The organism is Hoeflea sp. CAU 1731 (assembly GCF_039888615.1).
Taxonomy (GTDB): Bacteria; Pseudomonadota; Alphaproteobacteria; order Rhizobiales; family Rhizobiaceae; genus Flavimaribacter.
In genome coordinates, this window is record NZ_JBDQQS010000010.1 from 56,409 (window position 1) to 79,674 (window position 23,266).

General features: G+C 61.2%; 22 protein-coding genes. 11 read left to right on the plus strand and 11 right to left on the minus strand.

The features are described from left to right. Nucleotides 1-156: 156 nt before the first annotated feature. The 3 genes from ileS to AAFN47_RS16730 form a co-directional block, all read right to left on the minus strand. Nucleotides 157-3,105 carry an isoleucine--tRNA ligase gene (ileS, locus tag AAFN47_RS16720; RefSeq protein WP_499810554.1) on the minus strand — a complete coding sequence of 983 codons (2,949 nt, stop codon included), beginning with the start codon at nt 3,103-3,105 and terminating at the stop codon, nt 157-159. A gap of 443 nt (nt 3,106-3,548) precedes the next feature. Next, a complete protein-coding gene (locus AAFN47_RS16725) occupies nt 3,549-4,514 on the minus strand; it encodes a bifunctional riboflavin kinase/FAD synthetase (RefSeq protein WP_499810389.1) in 966 nt (321 codons plus the stop codon). 2 nt (nt 4,515-4,516) lie between these two features. Continuing rightward, entirely contained in the window at nt 4,517-5,365 is an 849-nt protein-coding gene (locus tag AAFN47_RS16730; protein ID WP_499810390.1) for a TIGR01459 family HAD-type hydrolase, read from the minus strand. A 358-nt stretch (nt 5,366-5,723) separates the two neighbouring features. On the opposite strand from AAFN47_RS16730, the gene groES reads away from it, so the two are divergent. After that, the gene (gene groES / locus AAFN47_RS16735) at nt 5,724-6,020 is read left to right on the plus strand and encodes a co-chaperone GroES (RefSeq protein WP_499810391.1); all 297 of its coding nucleotides are present in this window, start codon (nt 5,724-5,726) and stop codon (nt 6,018-6,020) included. Nucleotides 6,021-6,084: 64 nt separating this feature from the next. Next, nucleotides 6,085-7,728, plus strand: coding sequence for a chaperonin GroEL (gene groL / locus AAFN47_RS16740; RefSeq protein WP_499810392.1), 1,644 nt, complete (start codon nt 6,085-6,087; stop codon nt 7,726-7,728). Nucleotides 7,729-7,797: 69 nt separating this feature from the next. Here groL and AAFN47_RS16745 read toward each other — a convergent pair whose 3' ends face one another. Both AAFN47_RS16745 and AAFN47_RS16750 read right to left on the minus strand, forming a co-directional pair. Beyond that, complete coding sequence (locus tag AAFN47_RS16745) at nt 7,798-8,103, minus strand: hypothetical protein (RefSeq protein ID WP_499810393.1); 306 nt, start codon at nt 8,101-8,103, stop codon at nt 7,798-7,800. A gap of 128 nt (nt 8,104-8,231) precedes the next feature. Continuing rightward, nucleotides 8,232-8,936: a glutathione S-transferase N-terminal domain-containing protein gene (locus AAFN47_RS16750; RefSeq protein ID WP_499810394.1), complete on the minus strand. Its 705-nt coding sequence runs from the start codon at nt 8,934-8,936 to the stop codon at nt 8,232-8,234. Nucleotides 8,937-9,129: 193 nt separating this feature from the next. Here AAFN47_RS16750 and AAFN47_RS16755 point away from each other — a divergent pair, with 193 nt between their 5' ends. Then, complete coding sequence (locus AAFN47_RS16755; protein WP_499810395.1) at nt 9,130-9,516, plus strand: DoxX family protein; 387 nt, start codon at nt 9,130-9,132, stop codon at nt 9,514-9,516. An 80-nt stretch (nt 9,517-9,596) separates the two neighbouring features. Here the strand turns inward: AAFN47_RS16755 and AAFN47_RS16760 are convergent, their stop codons facing one another. Together AAFN47_RS16760 and AAFN47_RS16765 are read right to left on the minus strand one after the other, a co-directional pair. Next, nucleotides 9,597-10,274, minus strand: a complete 678-nt coding sequence (locus AAFN47_RS16760) for a L,D-transpeptidase (RefSeq protein WP_499810396.1) — start codon at nt 10,272-10,274, stop codon at nt 9,597-9,599. Nucleotides 10,275-10,406: 132 nt separating this feature from the next. Continuing rightward, entirely contained in the window at nt 10,407-11,132 is a 726-nt protein-coding gene (locus tag AAFN47_RS16765) for a L,D-transpeptidase (protein WP_499810397.1), read from the minus strand. A 276-nt stretch (nt 11,133-11,408) separates the two neighbouring features. Here AAFN47_RS16765 and AAFN47_RS16770 point away from each other — a divergent pair, with 276 nt between their 5' ends. From AAFN47_RS16770 to hisG, 4 genes are all read left to right on the plus strand, one after another. Then, entirely contained in the window at nt 11,409-12,041 is a 633-nt protein-coding gene (locus AAFN47_RS16770) for a DNA-3-methyladenine glycosylase I (protein WP_499810398.1), read from the plus strand. Between the two features lie 105 nt (nt 12,042-12,146). After that, the gene (hisS, locus tag AAFN47_RS16775; RefSeq protein WP_499810399.1) at nt 12,147-13,664 is read left to right on the plus strand and encodes a histidine--tRNA ligase; all 1,518 of its coding nucleotides are present in this window, start codon (nt 12,147-12,149) and stop codon (nt 13,662-13,664) included. A gap of 2 nt (nt 13,665-13,666) precedes the next feature. Next, complete coding sequence (locus tag AAFN47_RS16780; protein WP_499810400.1) at nt 13,667-14,785, plus strand: ATP phosphoribosyltransferase regulatory subunit; 1,119 nt, start codon at nt 13,667-13,669, stop codon at nt 14,783-14,785. Next, entirely contained in the window at nt 14,782-15,489 is a 708-nt protein-coding gene (gene hisG / locus AAFN47_RS16785) for an ATP phosphoribosyltransferase (protein WP_499810401.1), read from the plus strand. Before AAFN47_RS16780 ends, hisG begins: the two co-directional genes overlap by 4 nt. Here hisG and glcF read toward each other — a convergent pair whose 3' ends face one another. From glcF to AAFN47_RS16805, 4 genes are all read right to left on the minus strand, one after another. Then, nucleotides 15,490-16,794, minus strand: a complete 1,305-nt coding sequence (gene glcF, locus AAFN47_RS16790; protein ID WP_499810402.1) for a glycolate oxidase subunit GlcF — start codon at nt 16,792-16,794, stop codon at nt 15,490-15,492. Nucleotides 16,795-16,809: 15 nt separating this feature from the next. Then, the gene (locus tag AAFN47_RS16795; RefSeq protein ID WP_499810403.1) at nt 16,810-17,184 is read right to left on the minus strand and encodes a DUF4870 family protein; all 375 of its coding nucleotides are present in this window, start codon (nt 17,182-17,184) and stop codon (nt 16,810-16,812) included. A 67-nt stretch (nt 17,185-17,251) separates the two neighbouring features. Then, the gene (gene glcE / locus AAFN47_RS16800) at nt 17,252-18,481 is read right to left on the minus strand and encodes a glycolate oxidase subunit GlcE (protein WP_499810404.1); all 1,230 of its coding nucleotides are present in this window, start codon (nt 18,479-18,481) and stop codon (nt 17,252-17,254) included. Nucleotides 18,482-18,486: 5 nt separating this feature from the next. Continuing rightward, nucleotides 18,487-19,983 (minus strand): FAD-linked oxidase C-terminal domain-containing protein, encoded by a 1,497-nt coding sequence (locus AAFN47_RS16805; protein WP_499810405.1) that lies wholly within the window; start codon nt 19,981-19,983, stop codon nt 18,487-18,489. An 81-nt stretch (nt 19,984-20,064) separates the two neighbouring features. Between AAFN47_RS16805 and AAFN47_RS16810 the strand changes: the two genes are divergently transcribed. The 4 genes from AAFN47_RS16810 (at nt 20,065) to AAFN47_RS16825 (ending at nt 23,208) form a co-directional block, all read left to right on the plus strand. After that, on the plus strand, nt 20,065-20,964 hold the full coding sequence (locus AAFN47_RS16810; RefSeq protein ID WP_499810555.1) for a LysR family transcriptional regulator: 900 nt from the start codon (nt 20,065-20,067) through the stop codon (nt 20,962-20,964). Nucleotides 20,965-21,078: 114 nt separating this feature from the next. Next, nucleotides 21,079-21,762: a glutamine amidotransferase-related protein gene (locus AAFN47_RS16815; RefSeq protein ID WP_499810406.1), complete on the plus strand. Its 684-nt coding sequence runs from the start codon at nt 21,079-21,081 to the stop codon at nt 21,760-21,762. 58 nt (nt 21,763-21,820) lie between these two features. Then, entirely contained in the window at nt 21,821-22,453 is a 633-nt protein-coding gene (locus AAFN47_RS16820; RefSeq protein ID WP_499810407.1) for a LysE family translocator, read from the plus strand. A gap of 20 nt (nt 22,454-22,473) precedes the next feature. Beyond that, nucleotides 22,474-23,208, plus strand: coding sequence for a 16S rRNA (uracil(1498)-N(3))-methyltransferase (locus AAFN47_RS16825; RefSeq protein ID WP_499810408.1), 735 nt, complete (start codon nt 22,474-22,476; stop codon nt 23,206-23,208). Nucleotides 23,209-23,266: the final 58 nt, after the last annotated feature.

A 23,266-nucleotide genomic window follows, 5' to 3' on the forward strand; every position in this document is an offset into this window, starting at 1 on the left:
CCTCAGGACGCATGCCAATAGTCCCACCGTCCAACTTGTGTCCGGTTTGACTGTCGAATCCGGCAATATTGGGGAGAGTTGTAACCGATTTTGGCTTCCGCCGCAAATTTGAAGCGTCAAATCCGGTTCCAACTCTCCCAGGACTCGGTCGTCTGACTAGTCCAGCCTGCCGAGCGCCTTCAATTCTTGCAGCGCCGCCGCGTCGCGCGCCGAAACCTCCGGAAACTCCGGGTCCGAGCCCACATCGTCGGTCAAACGCCATGAACGGGCGCATTTGCGGCCGTTTGCAAGCACCGGCTCGACGCTCACGCCTGCGATTTCCGGCATCCGGAAGGCGGCGGACGGACCTTCGCCGTCCTTCACCACGACGCCGGAGGTGATGCAAATCTCCTCGAAATCGCGCCCTTCGAGCGCTTTTCGCAATTCTGCGTCGGCGATGTGCACGACAGGCGCCGCCTCCAGCGACGAACCGATGCGCTTTTCGCGACGCTCGATTTCGAGGGCGCCGGTCACGACCCGGCGCACCGTGCGAATCCGGCGCCAAGTGGCCGCGAGCGCTTCGTCCAGCCATTCGGCCTCGACAGTCGGGAACTGCGCCAGATGAACGGATTCGGCGTCCGGATACCGCATCAGCCAGGCTTCATCCATGGTGAAGGGCAGCATTGGCGCAAGCCAGCATGTCAGGCAGTCGAAGATCTTTCTCACCGTCTGCAAGGCGGCTTTCCTGCGGACACTCGATGGAGCATCGCAGTAGAGCGCGTCCTTGCGTATATCGAAGTAGAAGGCCGACAGATCCACGCTCGCGAAATCGATCAACGCGCGGGCGATCGTCTTGAAGTCGAAATCGTCATAGCCGCGATTGACCAGCGCCTCGAGTTCGACCAGCCGGTGCAGCATGTATCGTTCGAGCTGCGGCAAATCGGCGTAGGCGACTTCATCGCCCTGGTCATGCGAGAGGGTTCCGAGCATCCAGCGGATGGTGTTGCGCAGCTTGCGGTAGGCGTCGATATTGGTCTGGATCGTCGCCTTGCCGAGACGCTGGTCCTCCCAATAGTCCGTCGTCATCACCCAGAGACGCAGGATATCGGCGCCGGACTGGTTCATGATGTCCTGCGGCGTGACCGTGTTGCCCTTTGATTTGGACATCTTTTCACCGTTCTCATCCATGGTGAAGCCATGGGTGACGACGGCGTTGTAGGGCGCGCGGCCACGCGTCGCGCAGCTTTCAAGCAGCGAGGAATGGAACCAGCCGCGATGCTGGTCCGAGCCCTCGAGATAGACATCGGCGGGCCATTTCAGGTCAGGCCGGTCTTCCAGAGTAAACGTGTGCGTGCTTCCGGAATCGAACCAGACGTCCAGAATGTCGGTGACCTTCGTCCAGCGATCCTTGTCGTCGCGGCCAGCCAGGAACCGATCCTTCGCCCCGTCCTCGAACCAGGCGTCCGCGCCCTCTGCTTCGAATGCCTCGAAGATGCGCCGGTTGACCGTTTCGTCGATGAGAATGTCGCCGTCTTCATCCACGAATACGGTGATCGGCACGCCCCAGGCGCGCTGTCGCGACAGCACCCAGTCCGGCCGCGTTTCGATCATGCCGCGCAGCCGCCTCTGGCCGCCAGCGGGAACGAAACGCGTATCGTCGATCGCCTTCAGCGATCGCTGACGCAGCGTCGTTCCATCTTCGAACTCCTTGTCCATATGGACGAACCATTGCGGCGTGTTGCGGAAGATCACCGGTTTCTTGGAGCGCCAGGAATGCGGATAGGTGTGTTTCAGCCGGCCCCGGGCGAACAGCATTTCGGCCGCGATCAGAGCGGCGATCACGCGCGTGTTGGCGTCGCCCTTCTTGCCCTTGTCGTCGATGACGCGGGCGGCGCCGTCCGGTGAATCCGGACCAAAGCCCGGCGCGTCCTTTGTGTAATAGCCGTCGTCAGCGACCGGAAACGGTATCGCCACCTCGAGGCCGCGCGCGGCGAGTTCGCGCGCATGATCCATCCACGCCTCGAAGTCCTCGCGGCCGTGGCTCGGCGCCGTGTGCACGAAACCGGTTCCGGCGTCGTCGGTGACATGATCGCCTTCAAGCAGCGGCACGGGGAAATCATAGCCGAGATCGCTGAGCGGATGCGCGCATGTCAGGTGCAGCAACTCGTCGCCGGACACATCGCGCAGGCGGCTGTATTCCAGTTTCGCCTTGGCGAAGCTTTCCTCTGCGAGCGCGTCGGCGAACACCAGTTTCTCGCCCGGCTGCGGTCCGAAATCGTTTTCGGCCGCCGTGACTTCGTAGAGGCCATAGCTGATGCGCGGTGAAAAACAGATTGCGCGGTTGCCCGGGATCGTCCACGGCGTGGTTGTCCAGATGACCACGAACGCGCCCTGCAACTCCGCGACCTTTACGGCGATATCCGCCGAATCCGGCTTCGCGCCCCAGTCGATGACGGGAAACTTCACCCAGACCGTGTCGCTTTCGTAGTCCTGATACTCGACTTCGGCCTCGGCGAGCGCCGTGCGCTCGACAACCGACCACATGACGGGCTTAGACCCCCGATAGAGCTGGCCGAGTGCGGCGATCTTCATCAGTTCGCCGGCGATCCGCGCCTCGGCGTGGAAATTCATGGTCGTGTAGGGCTGCTCGAAATCGCCTTCGATGCCGAGCCTGTGGAACTCTTCGGTCTGGACCTCGATCCAGTGGCTGGCGAACTCACGACATTCGCGCCGAAACTCGTTGATCGGCACCTCGTCCTTGTTCTTGCCCTTGGCGCGATACTGCTCTTCGATCTTCCATTCGATCGGCAGGCCGTGGCAGTCCCAGCCCGGCACATAGTTGCTGTCATATCCGCGCATCTGGAATGAGCGGGTGATGACGTCTTTGAGAACCTTGTTGAGCGAATGGCCGATGTGGATGTTGCCGTTGGCGTAGGGCGGACCGTCGTGTAGCACGAATTTCGGCCGGCCGGCGGCGTCCTCGCGCAGTTTGCGATAGAGGTTCATGTCCTCCCAGCGTTTCACGAGGTCGGGCTCCATCTTCGGCAAGCCGGCGCGCATCGGAAAGTCGGTCTTCGGGAGGAAGAGCGTGCGTGAATAGTCCAGTTGTTCTTTGGTGTCGGTCATCGGCTTTTCGGTTCTGATCTGGTCCGCCCGGCTATCGCCGTTGCGGTTCTGACGCGCAGCGTCGAAATGCATTGTCTGGATTGATCGCGCCCTCTGGACGCAGCTCAGGGTTCCCGGACTTCCCCAGTCAGGAAGCCGGGCCGATAATTCGTATCGTGCTGTTCAATCCGAAAGCGGCCTTCATAACGAGAGGCCTTCTATCAACGCTCTTTGCAGGAATAAAGGCTTTTCTCGGCAGACAGCGACTTTTAGCTTCAGATTATCCTGAAAGCGGGACGGTTATGTCGAGCGGTCCTGGTGTGGTGGAATTGAAGTTCCTTACATTGTGGCAGCTGTCACTTGCAGGAACTTCAAATCCGTACACAACACTAGAATCATTATCTTGCTAGTGCCCTTATCGAATCTGAAGTTCAAACAAAGCCTACTGCAGGATGTAACGAACCTCAGATTCGGGGCGCCAGGTGGCGCGCGCCGGACAGCGCCGCGCGAGCCTCCTCGGCGTCCAGGTGCATCTGGTTGGTCAAGGCCTCCAGACTGTCGAACTTTTCTTCCCCGCGCAGCCAGGAGACGAAGGAGACGCTGCAGGTCTCGCCGTAAAGGTCGCCCTCGAAATCGAACAGATATGTTTCGAGCAGAAGCGCGCCGTCTTCATCAACGGTGGGCCTGCGTCCGAAACTCGCGACCCCGTCGAACAATTCGCCTCCGGAACGACGGAACCGAACCGCATAGACGCCCGGCTTCAGCATCGCGTGATCCGGCATGCGCATGTTGGCCGTCGGAAATCCGAGCGTCCGGCCAAGTTTCCTACCGTCCACGATTTCCTCTTCCACCGTGTAGTGGTAGCCGAGAAGTCCCGACGCCTCGGCGACCCGGCCTTCGGAGAGAAGCTGGCGGATCCGGCTTGAGGAGACGACTTCGCCGTTCTCGTCCCTGAACGATTCCACCTCTGTGACGCCAAAGCCGAAACGCTTCCCCGCTTCGCGCAAATAGTCCGGCGTTCCCGCCCGCGCCTTGCCGAAGTGAAAATTGAAGCCGGTGACCGCATGGGTGAGGCTGAAACCGCCCACCAGGATGTCCTTGATGAAATCGGCGGCTTCCAGGGCGGCGAACGCGCGGTCGAAAGGCATCTCGACGACGGCGGCGAAACCCAGCCTTTCTATCAGATGCGCCTTGAGCGGCGCGGGCGTCAACCGGAAGACCGGATTGTCCGGCTTGAAGACGGTTTTTGGATGCGGTTCGAAGGTCAGAACGATAGCCGGCGCATTTTTTCTGGACGCGATCTCGAGCGTTTCCCCGAGAACCGCCTGGTGGCCGCGATGGAGTCCGTCGAAATTTCCTATGGCGACGACGCCGCCTTTCAGGGAAGGCGGCAGGTCGGTCGTCGATTGGGTTCGAACGAACGCTGTCATGCTTACCTCAAGCGCGGCATCCAGCCCACCGGCGTCATGCGATGTTCGGCGAGAAACGTATCGAGCGCGGTTTCGTCAATCACGCCTGTCCGGGAGTAGATCGCCGCGTGTATTCCAAGCGCAATGTATATGACGTCGAGCCCGTAATCATGCGCCCCCTTGATATCAGTCGGCATGCCGTCGCCAATGGCGACCACGCGCCTGGGATCGACAACACCCTTGACGGTTGTCGCCGTTTCCAGCGCCGCCTCGTAAATCGGCCTGTGCGGCTTTCCGGAAATTCTCGTGGCGCCGCCCATTTTCTCATAGAGCGCCGCGATCGCTCCGGCGCAGGGCACCAGCTTGTGACCGCGCTCGACCACAATATCCGGGTTGGCGCACACGAACGGCAGATCCCTGGCTTTAGCCTGTTCGAGCATCGGGAGGTAATCTTCCGCCCGTTCGTTCTCATCGTCCCGCAAGCCTGCGCAGACGACGGCGTCCGCCTCTTCAATCTCGACGCAGGAGACATCAAGACCGTCGAGCAGGCTCTGGTTCCAGTCAGCGCCGACGAAATGAATGTTCTTCGGACCGTCCTCGATCAGCGCCCGCGTCACGTCGCCCGACGTGACGATTGCATCGTAGCTGTCCGCGCCAACGCCGAGCCCGGCGATCTGCAGGCTGACATCCGCGCTGAGCCGCGGCGAATTCGTAATGAGGATGACGGATCCGCCCTCGATCCGGAAGTTGCGAAGCGCCTCGGCGGCGGGCTGGAACGCCTCGACGCCATTGTGCAGGACTCCCCAGACGTCGCACAAAACCACATCATATTGGCCTTTGATGTCAGCCAGGCGATCGATTTTTGCCACCATGAATACTATTGCCTTCAGGACGTCCGGAACTCTTTTTCGCGCCTCGACCTTGCGCACGGCGCGGGCAAGGCAGACATTGACCAGCAGCGGCGAGAATACAAGTCCCCGCCGACAAATTAATTAACCGCGATCGGGGATTTGCTGTTGACCCCGACCGGAGCACCGCGCTATCCGGCGGCCCAGGCGACGCCGGTACAAAGACTCGCAACCGCGATCTGAAAAAGCGGCGCCAAAATCCTTGACACCCGGCGATATCGATCTTATGTCCCCTGCAAATTAGCACTCGCTTCCGGTGAGTGCTAATTTTAAAGAGCCGGACACCCAAGTCCGCATCTGTAACCTATTGAGGGCAAAGACGATGACAGACGTCAATTTCCGTCCACTGCATGACCGTGTGGTCGTGCGTCGCGTAGAGTCTGAAGAAAAGACTGCTGGCGGCATCATTATTCCCGACACAGCCAAAGAAAAGCCGTCCGAAGGCGAAATCGTCGCAGTCGGCTCCGGCGCGCGCGACGACGCTGGCGCCATCATCCAGATGGACGTCAAGGTCGGCGACCGCATCCTGTTCGGCAAATGGTCGGGCACCGAAATCAAGCTCAATGGCGAAGACCTTCTGATCATGAAGGAAAGCGACATCATGGGCGTAGTCGGCTAACCCCGCACACAAGTCAACAAATCCACTTCTGAACGAGGGCCACGAGGCCCGGAAATGAGGAAACATGTCAGCTAAAGAAGTCAAATTCAGCCGCGACGCACGCGAGAAGATGCTGCGTGGCGTCGACATTCTCGCAGACGCTGTGAAGGTGACGCTCGGCCCGAAAGGCCGCAACGTGGTCATCGACAAGTCGTTCGGCGCTCCGCGGATCACCAAGGACGGCGTGACCGTCGCCAAGGAAATCGAACTGGAAGACAAGTTCGAAAACATGGGCGCACAGATGGTGCGCGAAGTCGCCTCCAAGACCAATGACGAAGCCGGTGACGGAACCACCACGGCGACCGTACTGGCCCAGGCGATTGTCCGCGAAGGCGCAAAGGCCGTCGCCGCCGGCATGAACCCGATGGACCTGAAGCGCGGTATCGACCTCGCAGTCACCGACGTCGTTGCAGACCTTCTCAGAAGGGCAAAGCCAATCAACACGTCGGAAGAAGTCGCACAGGTCGGCACGATCTCGGCCAATGGCGAAAAGCAGATTGGCGATGACATTGCAGCCGCTATGCAGAAGGTCGGCAATGAAGGCGTCATCACTGTCGAGGAAGCCAAGACCGCCGAAACCGAACTTGAAGTCGTCGAAGGCATGCAGTTCGACCGCGGCTACCTTTCTCCCTATTTCGTCACCAATGCCGAAAAGATGGTCGCCGAGCTGGAAGACTGCTACATCCTGCTTCACGAAAAGAAGCTCTCGAACCTGCAGGCCATGCTTCCGATCCTCGAATCGGTCGTCCAGTCCTCAAAGCCGCTCCTTATCATTGCTGAAGATGTCGAAGGTGAAGCCCTCGCCACCCTCGTCGTCAACAAGCTGCGCGGCGGCCTCAAGATCGCTGCTGTCAAGGCTCCGGGCTTCGGCGACCGCCGCAAGGCCATGCTTGAAGACATCGCTATCCTGACCGGCGGTCAGGTCATCTCCGAAGATGTCGGCATCAAGCTCGAAAACGTCACGCTCGACATGCTCGGCACTGCCAAGCGCATCTCGATCACCAAGGAAAACACGACGATCGTCGACGGCGCAGGCAAGAAGGCCGAAATCGAAGGCCGTGTCGCCCAGATCAAGGCGCAGATCGAAGAAACCACTTCTGACTACGATCGCGAAAAGCTGCAGGAACGTCTAGCGAAGCTCGCCGGCGGCGTTGCTGTGATCCGCGTTGGCGGCGCAACCGAAATCGAAGTAAAGGAAAAGAAGGACCGCGTCGACGACGCACTGAACGCAACCCGCGCGGCCGTTCAGGAAGGCATCGTGCCGGGTGGCGGCGTTGCGCTCCTTCGCGCTTCCGCGAACCTCAAGACCAAGGGCGCAAACGACGATCAGGACGCCGGCATCAATATCGTACGCCGCGCCCTGCAGACACCGGCCCGTCAGATCGTCGCCAATGCAGGTGACGAAGCATCGGTTGTTGCAGGCAAGATCCTGGAAAAGAACGACGACAATTTCGGCTACAACGCCCAGACGGGCGAGTATGGCGACATGATCCAGATGGGCATCGTCGATCCGGTCAAGGTCGTTCGCACCGCTCTGCAGGATGCAGCATCGGTCGCCGGTCTCCTCGTCACCACCGAAGCCATGGTCGCTGAGATTCCGAAGAAGGAATCGGCGGCTCCGGCAATGCCCGGCGGCGACATGGGCGGCATGGGCGGCATGGGCTTCTAAGCCAGCGCTCTTCGCACAGACTATCGGAAAGGCGGCTTTCGGGCCGCCTTTTCTTTTTTAGGTTTTACATCACCAGTTGCGCGGACAGTTCTTCAGTTCGTAGGTCCAGGTGTATATGCGCTGGTTCGTGGCGTAGTACCACTCGTCCCATTTCGGCGGCCGGTGGGTTGTCGTGATGTCGAGTATCCTCACATCCGGTCCGCAGATCTTGATCACCTCGTAGCGGCATGCCTGCTCCGTGCGACCCCAGGACGACTGCGTGCAGGTGATGCGGGCGTCCGTTCCCCAGCGCTTGACGCCAACCGGCATGACGCTGGCCCAGAATCCCATTGTGAATATGAGCGGCGCGATTATCAGCAGGCGCAGGATTCTCATCGGGATCTCCTTGGATTGAGCTTCGTCTGCGTCCCGACCATAGTGACACTTTCGCCGCTCTTGCGAAAGGGCGTCACAACTCCCGCCCGCGCAATCGCGCGGACAGGAGGATTTTCATGCCTAGCGCCTCATGAACGCGGCGGAATATTCAGGGCCTTTTCGCTGGCCGGCCGCGCAAGACAGCGATCGAGCCAGGCGCCGACATTGACGAGTTCGTCGAGCTTGAGCGCCTCGCCGGCTTCGTAGAAACCGCCCAGCGTCCTGACCCAGGGGAAAGAGGCGATGTCGGCGATCGAATAGTCGTCTCCGACAAGCCATTCGCGGCCTTCGAGCCGCCCTTCCAGAACCTCCAGAAGACGGCGCGATTCCTTGCCGTAGCGTTCCGTGGGATAATCGTCCTTCAGCTTGCCGGCCATGAATTTGAAAAAGTGTCCGTACTGACCGAACATCGGTCCAACGCCAGCCATCTGGAAGAACACCCATTGCAGACATTCGTAGCGGCCTTGCGGATCGGCGGGCATGAGCTTTCCGGATTTTTCGGCCAGATAGACGAGTATGGCGCCTGATTCGAACAGCCCGATCGCGTCGCCGCCCGGCCCCGCCGGATCTATCATCGCCGGGATCTTGCCATTCGGATTGAGGGCCAGGAATTCCGGCGTCTTCTGGTCGTCCTTGAGGATATTGATCAAATGCGCCTCGTAGGGCAGTCCCGTTTCCTCAAGCGCCGCCGACACCTTGATCCCGTTCGGGGTGGCGAAGGAGTAAAGCTGGATGGCGTCAGGCTTTGATGGTGGAAAGAGCTTCGTGATTGGGAAGTCGTTCAAAGCAGTCATTTATGGATCCTGTCTTCGGTAATTCTGATTGAGGAAGGCGATTGCCTTCAATATCGTTCGACGCCGTCCACCATCAAGAAAACAATCTTCGATAATTGGCTCTGTTTAGTGAACAATCTGTAGAATATTTCCCGTCTGTCCCGACATGATTGAATTTCTATAATGCGGCCATCGACACACTTTGGAGGGATCAATGTCAAACGCCGCAACCTTATTGATAGGACGCATTCTCCTGTCAGCAATCTTTATCCTGTCCGGACTCAGCAAGCTCGGCGACCCCGCTGGCACTGCCGGATACATGACCAGCCTGGGGCTTCCGCTTGCCAGCATCGGCGTCTGGATCGTCATTCTGGTCGAGGTCCTCGGCGGGATCGCGGTTCTTGTCGGCTTCATGACCAAGCCGGCCGCATGGGCCCTGGCGCTGTTCTGCATCGCCTCCGCTCTGCTTGCGCATTCGAACATCGGTGATCAGGCCCAGTTCATCGCCTTCTTCAAGAACCTCGCCATCGCAGGCGGCTTCATGGCGCTCGCGGCCCATGGCCCCGGCAGCATTTCCGTTGACGCCCGCCGCGCGGGCTGACAACCCGGATAACAACGAAAAACCGCAGGGACATTGCGCATGTCCCTGCGGTTTTTCATTTGATGCAGATATGTGCGACGTCAGCCGCCGAAGCTGAAGATGCTTCCGAAAACATCCACGCCGCGCTCGCTGTAGACGTTGGAGGCGTTGCGCGAGCCCGGTCCGATGACAATCACCTTGGTTCCGACCGGAGCCCGGCTGTAGAGATGTTCTACATCCTTGTTCATCATGCGGATGCAGCCGGACGACATGTTCTGCCCGATGGTCCAGGGCTGGTTGGTGCCATGGATACGGTAGATCGTGTCGCGACCGCCCTTGTGCAGATACATTGCGCGCGCGCCAAGCGGGTTGTTTATGCCTCCCGGGACGAAAGCCGGAAGATTGTGACCCTTGGCGCGTTCACGCCGAATCATGGTCGCAGGCGGACGCCAGTCCGGCCACTCGGCCTTGCGCCCGACCTTGACGGTGCCCGACCAGCCGAAGCCGTCGCGTCCGACGCCGACGCCGTAGCGCGTGGCCTTGCCGTTGCCCTCATAGTAGTAGAGGTACTTCCGGTTGGTGTCGATGATGATCGTCCCCGGCCTCTCACTGGTGTCGATACGCACCTTTTTGCGCTGATATTTCGCCTGCGGGCGCTTTGAACTCGAACTGTATACCGGTTCCTGCCGGTCACGGCTGAACGCCCCGGTCCCCGTTACGACAGTTGCCGATGTGGCAATAAAAGCGACCGCCAGCAATGACGAAATGAATTTTCTCACGGCTGAACTCCTGTTGCTATCCCCTACCAGAACCTAGCATTCGTTGAAAAACATGCAACTAAACTTGCACGATTTCTACCTGCGGGAACTATTAAATCTTTATGCCAAAGAAGTTGACGATCCGCTAGATAGTTAGATCACAACGACTTTTGCGCCTGTTGGCACCCGCTCGTACAGATCGATCACATCTTCGTTCCGCATCCGGATGCAGCCGGAAGAAACCGCCCGACCGATCGTCCAGGGCTGATTCGTGCCGTGGATCCGGTAGAGCGTCGAACCGAGATACAGAGCGCGCGCGCCGAGCGGATTGGCCGGACCACCCGGCATGTAGTTCGGCAGGTAATGCCCCTTCTTCGCCTCGCGGCTGATCATTTCGGCCGGTGGGCGCCAGGAGGGCCATTCCGCCTTGCGCGAAACTTTGTGGGTGCCGGCCCATTCAAAGCCGGGCTTGCCGACGCCGACGCCGTAGCGCCGCGCCTGGCCGTTTCCGAGCACCAGGTAGAGATGCCGGCTTGGCGTGTCGATGATGATGGTCCCGGGCGCCTGGGCGGTGTCGTAGGCGACTGTCTGCGGCAGGAACACAGGATCGAGCGCCGGTTTCGCGGCCTGGGCCGCGGATGCGGTTTGCACCGGCTTGCGCCGCACAGAGCCCGTCGATCGCTGCTGCTTCGGACGGCCCGGCTGTACGACCCTGCCGGCGCCGTGCGGCGTGCCGGGCTGGCGAAGCTGCACGACCCAGGGGGCCGTCAGATCCGGACTGAGCACCACCGGAGGGCGCTGGCCATAGCGTTCGCCGGCCTCGGCCGCACTGGCCATGACTGTCGCCCCAAGGACAACGAGAAGGAATTTCATATGCATCGGACGTACTCTCAACACTGCGTCTGACTGGGCGCCTGACAACATTGCGGGGTGGCAAGGATGCAGGCCTTCGTCCCAAGTCTGCATCGCCATTGGACTCCGAATGGTGAATCGACGTCGTTAAAAGGCGCGCAAAGGCAGAAAGCTTTCGGCAGGGTTATCGAGCCGTTGAAAATTGCAGTTAATGTCAGTTTAAACACGCGGCTGCGGCGTTAACGCTTCGTTTCCCCGGCGCTTCAGCTAGAATGCGCGAGTCGTTGCAACGGAGGGGCTGACGTGTCGCACAATGGACTGATCGAAGGACCGGACGGCAAACTGCGCTGCTTCTGGCACGGCAACAAGGACGACTACCTCGCCTATCACGACAATGAATGGGGCCGTCCTGTTGTTGACGACAAAAGGCTGTTCGAGAAAATCTGCCTTGAAGGCTTCCAGTCCGGACTCTCGTGGCTGACGATCCTGCGCAAGCGGGAAAAATTCCGCGCCGCATTCGCCGGTTTCGACTTCGAGCGCGTCGCCGAATTCGACGAGGCCGACGTGGAGAGGCTGGTCCAGGACGCAGGCATTATCCGCCATCGCGGCAAGATCAACTCGACGATCAACAATGCGCGGCGCGCCATCGAACTGCGAAAGGAATTCGGTTCTCTTGCGACGTATTTCTGGTCGCAGGAGCCGGGCGCACACGCACGACCGGCGAAACTCGACTACAAAACGCTGCGAACGCTCGGCAAGACCGAGGAATCGACGGCGATTTCCAAGGATCTGAAGAAACGCGGCTGGAGTTTCGTCGGTCCGACCACGGTCTACGCCTTCATGCAGGCCATGGGTCTCGTCAACGATCATATCGAAGGCTGCTTCGTCCGCGAAATTGTCGAAGACGAACGCTGCAACTTCGTCAGACCTGTCTGAAATCCACCCGGCCGGCGCCCGCAAACATGCGCCTTGCCGCTTTCCGGCCAATGGGTTAGGAAGGCCGCGATTTCAACTTCAGCTTCACCCGGACACACGCGCCCCATGGGCAAGAAAGACAAAAAGCAGCAGAGACTGAAAGCGCGGCTGCCGCGCGGTTTCGTCGACCGATCGCCGCAGGACATCCGTGCGACGGAGAAGATGGTGTCCGGAATCCGCGAGGTTTTCGAACTTTACGGGTTCGATCCGGTGGAAACGCCGATGTTCGAATACACCGACGCGCTGGGCAAGTTCCTGCCGGACAGCGACCGCCCGAACGAGGGCGTCTTCTCGCTGACCGATGACGACGAGCAGTGGATGAGCCTTCGCTATGACCTGACCGCGCCGCTGGCGCGCCATGTCGCGGAAAACTTCAACGACATCCAACTGCCCTATCGCACCTATCGCAACGGCTGGGTGTTTCGCAACGAAAAGCCGGGCCCGGGACGGTTCCGCCAGTTCATGCAGTTCGACGCCGATACGGTGGGCGCGCCCGGCGTACAGGCGGACGCCGAAATGTGCATGATGATGGCCGACACGATGGAGAAGCTCGGAATCCGCCGGGGCGACTATGTGATCCGCGTCAATAACCGCAAGGTTCTCGATGGTGTAATGACCGCAATCGGCATCGGCGGAGACGAACACGCCGACACCCGGCTGACCGTGCTGCGCGCGATCGACAAGCTCGACAAGTTCGGAACCGAGGGCGTTCGGCTGTTGCTTGGCGCCGGACGCAAGGACGAGAGCGGCGATTTCACAAAGGGCGCCGGCCTTGACGCGCCGGCGATCGACACAGTTCTCGCCTTTGTCGACGCCGGGGGCGAAAGCAACGCCTTGACCATCGCCAATCTCGAACAGGTGATCGCCGGCGGCGACGCCGGTCAGGACGGCGTTGCGGAACTGAAGCTGATGGCGCAGCTCTTCGACGCCGCAGGTTATGAAGAAGGCCGCGTCCGCATTGACCCTTCTGTCGTGCGCGGCCTCGAATACTATACCGGACCGGTTTACGAGGCCGAATTGCTCTTCGACGTCACCAACGAGAAAGGCCAGACCGTGCAATTCGGATCGGTCGGCGGCGGCGGGCGCTATGACGGGCTGGTGTCGCGCTTCATGGGACAGCCTGTTCCGGCGACAGGGTTTTCGATCGGTGTGTCGCGCCTGATGACGGCGCTGAAGAACCTTGGCAAGCTGGATGCGATCGATGTCGCCGAACCGGTGATCGTCTGCGTGATGGACCGCGATATCGAAAGCATGGGACGCTATCAGCGTTTTGTCAGCAATCTGCGTTCCGCCGGCGTTCGCGCCGAGATGTTCCAGGGCAATCCGAAGAATTTCGGCAAGCAATTGCAATACGCCGACCGGCGCGGCTGTCCGATCGCGATCATCCAGGGCTCGCAGGAGCGCGAGGAAGGCGTGGTCCAGATCAAGGATCTGATCGAGGGCAAGCGGCTGTCCGGCGAAATCGAGGACAACGCCGCCTGGCGCGAAAGCCGCCCGGCGCAAATTTCCGTGCCGGAAAGCAACCTCGTCGCCGAAGTGCAAAAGATCCTCGCCGCCCAGGCCGAAGACCGCAAGACGGCTTAACCATGGCGCACCGACCCGCTTTTTCAGACGGCATTCTGGAGTTCTTTGCGGACCGCGACACGAGCGCCGTGGAGATTCCGGTGCTGCAGCCGGCCGATCCGTTTCTCGATACGGCCGGCGAAGATCTCAGACGGCGCATCTTTCTCACCCAGAACGAGTTGGGCGACATGTTGTGCCTGCGGCCTGAGTTCACGATCCCGGTGTGCCTCAGCCATATCGAGACGGCGGCCGGCACGCCGCAACGCTATTCCTACCTCGGCGAGGTGTTCCGGCAACGGCGCGACGGCGAGACCGAATTCTTCCAGGCCGGCATCGAGGATCTCGGCAACGAGGCGTTCGCCGAGGCCGACGCCCGCGCTGTCAGCGAAGCGATCGAGACGCTCGCCCGCCTGCTTCCGGCCGACGACTTGCAGGTCACGCTTGGCGACCAGACGGTGTTCGAGGCCGTGGTCGAGGCGCTCGGGCTTCCCGAAGGATGGCAGACCCGCCTGATCAGGGCCTTCGGCGACGCGGCGCAGATCGATCTGCTCTTGCAGAACCTAGCCGGAGAGCGGCGCGCGGCCGAAGGCCTCGACGACGATCTGGCGGCGTTTGTCGGATCGGGCGATATGGCCGGGCTGACCGACCTCATCGACCGGCGCATGCATGAAACCGGTTTTCTCTCCAACACCAGCCGCGGCCCGGCGGAAATCGCCGAAAGGCTGGTGGAAAAAGCCCGGCTCTCCGCCACGTATCTTGATCCCAAGGCGCTGGACATCCTGAAGACCTTCCTGGCGCTCAACGCCTCGCTCGACGAAGCCGGCGGATCGCTCGCCGCCTTTTCGCGCATCGCCGGGATCGATCTGAGCGAGGCGCTTGCGCTTTTCGAAAGCAGGGTCGCCGCATTGAAAGTTAAAGGCGCCCGGACAGACGCGATCCGTTACCGCGCCGCTTTTGGCCGGCCGCTCGACTACTATACCGGTCTCGTCTTCGAAATCTCGGTGAAGGGTTCGGTGCTCGCCGGCGGCGGCCGTTTCGACCGGCTTCTGACGTTGCTTGGCGCGCCGAAACCGATTCCGGCCGTCGGCTTTTCGCTGTGGCTCGACCGGATCGAGACGGCGCTGGAAGGAGGCGGGCAATGACCGTAACCATCGCCCTTCCCTCCAAGGGTCGCATCCGCGACGGTTCGATCGAAGCCTTCGAGGCCGCCGGCATGCAGATCTCCGCCGTCGGCAACGAACGGTCCTATCGCGGCCGTATCGACGGGATCGAGAATGTCGAGGTCGCCTATCTCTCAGCCTCGGAGATCGCGCGTGAACTCGGGCGAGGCAGTATCGACATTGGCCTCACCGGCGAAGACCTGGTCCGTGAGGACATCGCCGCGCTGCATTCGAGAGTGGCGTTTCGCTCGCGCCTCGGATTCGGCAAGGCGGATGTTGTCGTGGCGGTTCCGGAAGTCTGGTTCGACGTCGAGACCATGGCCGATCTCGGCGATGTCGCGGCCGATTTTCGCCTGCGGCATGGCCGGCGACTGCGGATCGCGACGAAATACTGGAGCCTGACGCAGCAATTCTTCTCGGCCAAGCACGGCATCCAGGTCTACCGAATCGTCGAGAGCCTCGGCGCGACCGAGGGCGCGCCGGCTTCCGGCCACGCCGATATCATCGTCGACATCACCTCGACGGGCTCGACGCTGAAGGCCAATCACCTGAAGATCCTGACCGATGGCGTCATTCTGCGGTCGGAGGTCTGTCTGGTCGAGGCGCTGAAGGACCGGACCGAGGAAGACAGGGATACGATTGAAAGCCTTGTGAGCCGGATCGAAGCGGCGCTGCGGCCCGCCTGATCAATCGGTCAGTTCGACGGGGCGCGGCCCGCCCCAGGCCCAGTCCAGCAGTTTCGCCGTATGGACCACAGGAATGCCGGTCGCCATGCCGATCTGGGTGATGCATCCGACATTGCCGGCGGCGACGATGTCCGCCTCGGTCGCCTCGATGTTCTTTACTTTCCGGTCGCGCAACCGCGTAGCGATTTCCGGTTGCATGATGTTGTAGGTGCCGGCCGACCCGCAGCACAGATGCCCCTCCGCCGGCTCCTTGACTCGGAAGCCCGCTTTTTCCAGAAGCAAGCGCGGTTCGAGTTTGATCTTTTGACCATGCTGCATGGAACAGGCCGAGTGATAGGCGACCGTGCAGTCGACGACGATCGCCGGCTCCGGCAGGTCGAGCGTCGCCAGATATTCGGTAATGTCGCAGGCAAGGCCGGAAACCCGGGTCGCCTTTTCGCTGTAGGCCGGATCCTCGCGCAGCATGAAACCGTAATCCTTGATCGTCGTGCCGCACCCCGACGCCGTGATGATGATCGCGTCGAGACCCTCGCCGTCGATCTCGCGCGTCCAGGCGTCGACATTGATGCGCGCGGCGGCGAGCGCCTGTTCCTCGCGGCCCATATGATGGACCAGCGAGCCGCAGCAGGCCTCGCCGTCAGGCACCACGACCTCGACGCCGAGACGGGTCAGAAGCCGTATCGCGGCGGCGTTGGTTTCGGGCTCGAGAACCTGCTGGGCGCATCCGGTGAGGAGCGCGACACGCTGCCTGCGTTTTGCGGACGGACTGTGGACGCCGGGTTTTGCGAATGGCGATGGCGGCGCATTGCGCCGAGGCGCCAGTTCCAGCATCGCGGCGAACGGTCCGAGTCCCGGAATGCGCTTCAGCAGCGGACGGAAGGGCCGCCCCAGTCGCGCGAGACGAAGCGCCGCGCGAAACCGGTCCGGATAGGGCAGCACCATTGCCAGCACTTGCCGGGTGAACCGGTCCATTACGGGCCTTTTGTAGGTCTTCTCGATATGCGCCCGGGCGTGGTCGACCAGATGCATGTAGTGCACGCCGGAGGGGCAGGTCGTCATGCAGGACAGGCACGACAGGCAACGGTCGATGTGACGCACCACGGTTTCGTCCGCCGGCCGGTCGTTTTCCAGCATGTCCTTGATGAGATAGATGCGGCCGCGCGGGCTGTCGAGTTCGTTGCCGAGCGTCACATAGGTCGGACAGGTGGCCGTGCAGAAGCCGCAATGGACACAGCTTCTGAGGATCTTTTCGGATTCGGCGACGGCGCTGTCTCTGAGCTGCTCAGCCGAAAAATGCGTCTGCATACCTGTTTCGCCGCCTCAGACCAGCCAGGTGTCGACATTCGCGACGGGCTCGTTGCGCGTCAGCACCTGGATTCCTTTGATACAGCGGATGACATACCAGACCAGAACAGCAATCATCAGAAGGAATCCGATCCCCACAATAGCCAGCACCATGCAGATAACTGAGTAGAGCAGACCAATCCAGAACGTCCGGATGGCATAGGTGTAATGCGAATCAATCCAGTTTGCCGATTTACCCCGGTTGATATAGGCGAACACCACCCCGACAATGACGGAAATCCCGATCGCCAGACCAACGAGATACAGAATGTAGACGAGCTGCGCGTTCTGCTTGCCCGGGTCGAACCAGCCGGCCGCGTTTTCACCCTGATTGTTCTGCATATCCGACATGACGTCCTCTCTGTTTTCGAACCAGCAAGCGACACTTTATCACAGTCGCTGATCGTGGCTACCGCGTTCACATGAAGCCGGACATGCGGCCCGGATTGAGGACCCCCGCCGGATCGAACTGCTCCTTCAGCCGCTGCGAAAGGGCTGCGAGCGCTATCGGTTGCGGTTCGAAAACCGCAAAAGCGCTGCGCAAGGCCGCAGGGGCGCGCACGAGCGTCGCGTGGCCGCCGCCGAGTTTAGCGATGGTCCGTCGCACGATGTCGGCCTCTGCGTCGGCTTCCATGCGCAGCCAGACGAGGCCGCCCTGCCAGTCGTAGTAGGCGTCGACGCCGGTTTGCAGGCGAAGACTGCCGACAAGCACGTGGCCCTGCGACGGCGCAATGGAAATGCGCCAGACAGCGCGCTGCGTGCCGTCACAGAAAGGCTTTACATCGCGGATCTCGCGCCAAAGCACAGCTGACGTTTCAGCATCGAGGCTCTCGCAGGGGCCAACCTTTCCCAGGATGTCGCGCAGCCGTTTTTCGCGATAACGCACGGACGGTTCGAAGCCCTCGAGACGGAAAACTGTCGCCGCTCCGTCCGGCAACCCGCCGTCGATAAAGCAAAATCGAACGCTTTCGGGAAGGTGGGCCGCCGCCGATGCCTCCGTGTCGGACCCCATGGCGTGCGCCATCACATCGGCTGCGTCGCCGTCGGCAAGGCCGCTCAGGACGAGCGTCGAACAGGTTTCCGATTTCGGCAGCACCTTGAAGGTAAGTTCCGTGAAGACGCCCAGCGTGCCCCAGGAACCGGAGAGACCGCGCGATAAATCGTAACCTGTGACGTTCTTCACAACTCGACCGCCGGATTTGATGATGTCGCCGCGTCCGGTCACCGCGCGAATGCCGAGAACATGGTCGCGGGCCGCCCCCGCCTTTATGCGGCGCGGTCCGGACAGGTTGCAGGCGAGAAGGCCGCCAAACGTGCCGCGTTCGGCTTCGTTTCCCAAAAGCCCGCGATAATCCATCGGCTCGAACTGGAGCTCCTGGTTGTTCTCGCAAAGCAGCGCCTCGATGTCGGCGACGGACGTGCCGGCGCGCGCCGTCAACACCAGTTCCTCCGGTTCGTAGAGGGTGACGCCGGACAATGCCGAGAGATCGAGCGTGTGAGCGACCTGCATGGGCGCGCCGATGCCGCGCTTCGAGCCATGGCCAAGGATTTCGAGCGGCTTGCTTTCGGAAACCGCCCAGGACACCGTGTCGAGAACCTGCTTCTCGTCCTGCGGCCGCAGGACTTCTTCGGTCGGTTGCGCGGACATGTCTGTCAGAACCTCGGAATGTCCGGAAACGGCAACTGGCCGCGGGAAATGTGCATGCGGCCCATTTCCGCGCAACGATGCAGTTCCGGAAACACCTTGCCCGGATTGAGCAAATGCTTTTCGTCGAAGGCGCATTTGACGCGGATCTGCTGGTTCAGATCCTCCTCGTTGAACATTTCCGGCATAAGATCCCGCTTCTCCACGCCAACGCCGTGTTCTCCCGTCAGCACGCCGCCCACCTCGACGCAGAGCCGCAGGATGTCGTTGCCGAAATCCTCGGCGCTCTGCAGTTCGCCCGGCTTGTTGGCGTCATAGAGGATCAACGGATGCAGATTGCCATCGCCGGCATGGAAGACATTGGCGACAGCAAGGCCGTATATTTCGGAGAGGCTTCGCATGCCGGCGAGCACCTGCGGCAACGCCTTGCGCGGAATGGTTCCGTCCATACAGTAATAGTCCGGCGAGATACGCCCGACGGCCGGAAACGCCGCCTTGCGGCCGGCCCAGAAGCGCTGCCTCTCCTCTTCGCTTTTGGACACGCGCGAGGTCACGCAGCCATTCGATCCGGCGATGCGCTCGACTTCGCCGATCAGCGCCTCGACCTCCGCGGCCGGACCGTCAAGTTCGACGATCAGCAGCGCCTCGACATCGAGCGGATAGCCGGCGTGGACGAAATCTTCAGCCGCCTTGATCGCCAGCCTGTCCATCATCTCCATGCCGCCCGGAATGATGCCGGCGCCGATGATGTCGGCGACACACTGTCCGGCCTGCTCACTGGTCGGAAAACCGATCAGCAAGGCGCGCGCGGTTTCCGGCTTGCGCAGGATTCGCACCGTGACTTCCGTGATAACGCCGAGCAAGCCTTCCGATCCGGTCATGAGACCCAGAATGTCGTAGCCCGGACTGTCGAGATGCCTGCCGCCGACGCGGATCACGTCACCATTGATCAGCACCATCTCGATGCCCAGAACATTGTTGGTCGTCAGACCGTATTTCAGGCAATGGACGCCGCCGGCGTTCTCCGCGACATTGCCGCCGATCGAACAGGCGATCTGCGACGAGGGGTCCGGCGCATAATAGAATCCGTCTGCGGCGACTGCGTTGGTTATGCCGAGATTGGTGACGCCCGGCTGTACGACGGCGGCGCGGTTGTCATAATCGACCTCGAGGATGCGGTTGAAGCGCGACATGACCAGAAGCACGGCGTCCTGCAACGGCAGCGCGCCACCGGAAAGGGACGTGCCGGAGCCGCGTGGCACAACCCGGACGCCGTAGCGGTGGCAGTATTTCAGCACGCGCGAAACCTGTTCGACGGTTTCCGGCAGCACGACAACGAGCGGCAATTGCCGATAGGCGGTGAGACCGTCCGTCTCGAAGGCGCGCATCTCGTTGGTCGTATCGACGACCCCCTCGCCCGGCACGATATCGCGCAGATCATCGACGATGCGCGCGCGCTCGGCGAGCGTCTTGACGTCCGGGTCCGGCATTCGCGGTCCTGTCATGGCGGGCTCCTCCTGTCGAATTCACGGCTTCAATTCATTGCTGTCTGGTTCTAGAACACAGAAACGAACGGAAGCAAAACCATTATGCAGAATCTCGGCGATCTGGAAATATTCGCACAGGTTGTCGCAACCGGCAGCCTGTCGGCGGCGGGCCGCGAACTGGGACTTTCGCCCGCGATGGTCTCCAAGCGGCTGAAACGACTGGAGGACAGTCTCGGCACGCGCCTCGTGCAGCGTACGACGCGCCAGGTCTCCCTGACGGAGACCGGCAAGGGTTTCTACGAGCGCGTCACCGCCATCCTGGCCGGCATCGAGGAGGCGAAAGCCTTCGCCGCAAGGCGGTCGCAGCAGGCGCGCGGCGTGCTTAAGGTGTCCGCGCCGACCTCCTTCGGCCGCATGCATATCGCGCCCAACCTCAAGGCCTTCATGGGCGCCAATCCGGACCTTTCGATCGACCTTTCTCTGAGCGACCGCTTCGTCGACATCGTCGCCGACGGGTTTGACATCGCGATCCGCATCGGCGAACTCGCCGATTCCAGCCTTGTCGCCCGCAGGCTGGCCCCCGTGAGGCGTATTCTGTGCGCAACGCCGGATTATCTCGCCCGGCGCGGCAGCCCACAGTCCATCGAAGACCTCGCGAACCATGTCCTGCTTCCGCCGCACAATAATGACCCGTGGCGGCTGGAAGGGCCGCGTGGGCCGCTGGTCTACCGGCCCGACGGACCGCTGATGACGAATTCCAGCGAGGTGATCCGCGAATGCGTTATCTCCGGTCTCGGAATTGCGCTGCGCTCGACCTGGGATATTTCGGCGGAACTGAAAACAGGGAGGCTGACGCAAGTGCTGCCGGCCTATGAGGGCTCGCGCAATCTCGCCGTCTACGCGGTCTACGCCAGCCGCCAGTTCCTGCCGGCAAAGATCCGTGTTTTCGTGGATTACTGGGCGGAGCTGTTCGGGCCGAGACCCTATTGGGAGAATTAGCTGATTATCTGGTGCGGCATCACGGATGATTGACCACGCTCGGCTCTGCTTGATAGCTTCGCGCGATGCGTTGGAAGCATCCGCCTCCGACACTCCTTTCAAGGCGCGCAAGCCATGACACGCATTCTCTCGATCATGCACGAAACACCGGCCGAGACGGATCGCGGCACGCTGCACTTGATATCGAGAGGATTCGAGCTCGAGGAGATACGGCCCTACCGCGGCGATGGACTGCCGGATCTCACCGACGATATCGCCGGCGTAAAGATCCAGGGCGGCGCGCAATTCGTTTCCGATCTCGAGGCGTTTCCCTATCTGCGCGACGAGGCGGAGTTCGTCCGCGCCGTCATGGAGCGCGGCATCCCGCTGCTCGGCATCTGTCTCGGGGGGCAATTGATCGCGCATGCGCTCGATGCGACGGTGGACTACCACCCGGAAGACAACGTGGCGCTCGGCTATTATCCGCTTCGCCCGACCGGCGCAGGCCTCGACTGGTTTCCCGAGGAATTGCTTGTTCTCTCCGCCAATGCGCAGGGTTTCGAGTGCCCGGCTGAAGCGACATTGCTGGCCGCCGGCGACGTGTTTCCCAATCAGGCCTTCATCTACGGCGACCGCACCATCGCTTTCCAGTTTCATCCGGAAGTGACGCGTCCTATGCTCGATCGCTGGCAGCAAGAACTGGCGCACAATCTCGGCAAGCCCGGAACCCAGTCGGTGGAAGAGCAGAATCGCGGCTTTGACCTCCACAACGATACGCTGGGCGCGTGGTATTTCGATTTTCTGGACCGTTTCTTCTGACGCGAGACGGGGAAAATAAAATATTGCGCGCCACCAGCCACGGAACTATCGTCGACCCATGCCTATATCCTTTGAAATTCTACTGACCTTCATGCTCGCCAGCTTTGTGCTGCTGGTCATTCCGGGACCGACTATCATCATGGTCATTTCCCAGGCGCTTGCGCATGGCCGGCGCGTCGCCTTTGCGAGCGTCGCAGGCGTGGGGCTCGGCGATCTTGCGGCCGCCTCGCTGTCGATTATAGGGGTCGGGACCATTCTGGCGACTTCGGCGACCGTGTTCATGATCGTCAAATGGCTGGGCGCCGCCTATCTGATTTACATCGGGGTGAAGATGTGGCGCGACCCGGTGAGCTTGCCGGAATTTGATATTGACGACTGCGCCCACCGTTCCCGCTGGCCGGTGTTTCGCGATTCCTTTCTGGTGACGCTGTTCAACCCGAAGGGCATCGTCTTCTTCATGGCCTTTGTGCCTCAGTTCATTTCGCCGTCGGCGCCGTTCGCGCCTCAGGCGGCGATCTTCGTGGCGGTCTTCGTGGTTCTGGGCATCGCCAACGCCTGGGCCTATGCGCTGCTCGCCAGCGGCGCGCGACAGGTTATCCGGCGCCCGGCGGTGTTGAGAGCCGCCTCGCGCAGCGGCGCAGTGATGCTGATCGGCGCAGGGGTTGTTTCAGCCTTTGCCCGCCGAAACTGAACGACGCCAAAAGCCGGTTCATGCGCGCCAAATTCAGAATGCAGCGACTTTTTGTCGATCAGCCGATCGGGCTGGACGCGCGTCTGCCGACGGACCAGGACCAGTTCAACTACCTCGCCAATGTGCTGCGCTACGCCGAAGGCGACGGGGTTCTCGTCTTCAACGGCCGCGACGGCGAATGGTCGGCGCGCATTTCCTACCCCGCCCGCAAGCGGATAGACCTTGTTATCGACGAGCAAACGCGCCCGCAGCCCGACGCGCCCGATCTCGTTTACCTTTTCGCGCCCCTAAAGCAGGGTCGGCTTGATTACATGATCCAGAAGGCCGTCGAAATGGGCGCCGGCGTATTGCAGCCGGCGCTAACCCATCACACGCAGAGCCACAGGATCAACATGGCGAAAGTGGAGCGCTACGCGATAGAGGCGGCGGAACAATGCGGCGTTCTCGCCATACCGGAAGCGCGTGACCCGCGACCGCTCGCAGAGCTGCTGAACGGCTGGGATCATTCGCGCCGCATCATCTTCTGCGACGAAGGCGCCCAGACGCACAACCCGGTCGAGATACTGAAAGCGGTGACGGAGGACAAGCTGGCGCTGCTGATCGGCCCTGAAGGCGGATTTTCCGACGACGAACGCGATCTGCTGCATTCCCTCGACTTCGTGACCGCGATACCGCTCGGACCGCGCATTCTGCGCGCCGATACGGCTGCGGTCGCCGCCCTGGCGGTCTTACAGTCAACCATCGGCGACTGGTAGCATGAAAGATTATCAAGATTTTCTGAACGACCCGGTCAGCGCTTTTCACTTGCGCCGA